This is a genomic window from Lactobacillus sp. 23-2 (assembly GCF_044902225.1).
Classification (GTDB): Bacteria; Bacillota; Bacilli; order Lactobacillales; family Lactobacillaceae; genus Lactobacillus; species Lactobacillus absianus.
The window spans coordinates 1-1,100 of sequence record NZ_JAOQBX010000057.1 but is presented as its reverse complement, the minus strand read 5'-3'; the positions used below and the strand labels follow the sequence as shown (position 1 = coordinate 1,100).

Annotated in this window: 1 rRNA gene; it reads left to right on the top strand. The window is 52.2% G+C overall.

Annotated elements, in window-relative coordinates:
* A 23S ribosomal RNA gene (locus OCH80_RS10120) occupies window positions 1–1,100 on the top strand; the annotation flags it as partial.

The following is a 1,100-nucleotide window of genomic DNA, read 5'->3' as shown; positions in this document are numbered from 1 at the left end:
CCAGTGACCGATAGCGAACCAGTACCGTGAGGGAAAGGTGAAAAGAACCCCGGGAGGGGAGTGAAAGAGAACCTGAAACCGTGTGCCTACAAGTAGTCAGAGCCCGTTAATGGGTAATGGCGTGCCTTTTGTAGAATGAACCGGCGAGTTGCGTTAGTCAGCAAGGTTAAGTCAGAAAAGACGGAGCCGCAGCGAAAGCGAGTCTGAATAGGGCGAGAAGTTGGCTGATGCAGACCCGAAACCAAGTGACCTACCCATGACCAGGTTGAAGGCGCGGTAAAACGCGCTGGAGGACCGAACCCACGTAAGTTGAAAATTGCGGGGATGAGTTGTGGGTAGCGGTGAAATTCCAAACGAACTTGGAGATAGCTGGTTCTCTCCGAAATAGCTTTAGGGCTAGCCTCGCAAAGAGGATGCTGGAGGTAGAGCTCTGTTTGGACTAGGGGCCCGTCAGGGGTTACTGAATCCAGATAAACTGCGAATTCCAGACATTTGTATGCGGGAGTCAGACTGCGAGTGATAAGATCCGTAGTCGAAAGGGAAACAGCCCAGATCACCAGTTAAGGTCCCTAAATACATGCTAAGTGGGAAAGGATGTGGAGTTGCGTAGACAACTAGGACGTTGGCTCAGAAGCAGCCATCATTCAAAGAGTGCGTAATAGCTCACTAGTCGAGTGACGCCGCGCCGAAAATTTAACGGGGCTAAGCATGATACCGAAACTGTGGATGTGCATTTGATGCACGTGGTAGGAGAGCGTTCTAGCGGCGGTGAAGCATGACCGGGAGGACATGTGGAGCTTCTAGAAGTGAGAATGCCGGTATGAGTAACGAAAGATGGGTGAGAATCCCATCCGCCGCAAGACTAAGGTTTCCTGGGGCAGGCTCGTCCGCCCAGGGTAAGTCGGGACCTAAGGCGAGGCCGAAAGGCGTAGTCGATGGACAACAGGTAGAGATTCCTGTACTGCACCGAATCGTTATGAGCGATGGAGGGACGCAGGAGGCTATCAGCGCGTGGGGCTGGATCCACGTTCAAGCGACAAGCTTTGGAATGAGTCAAATGCTTATTCCTTCAAGAGCAAGTCGTGATGAGGAGCGAAATT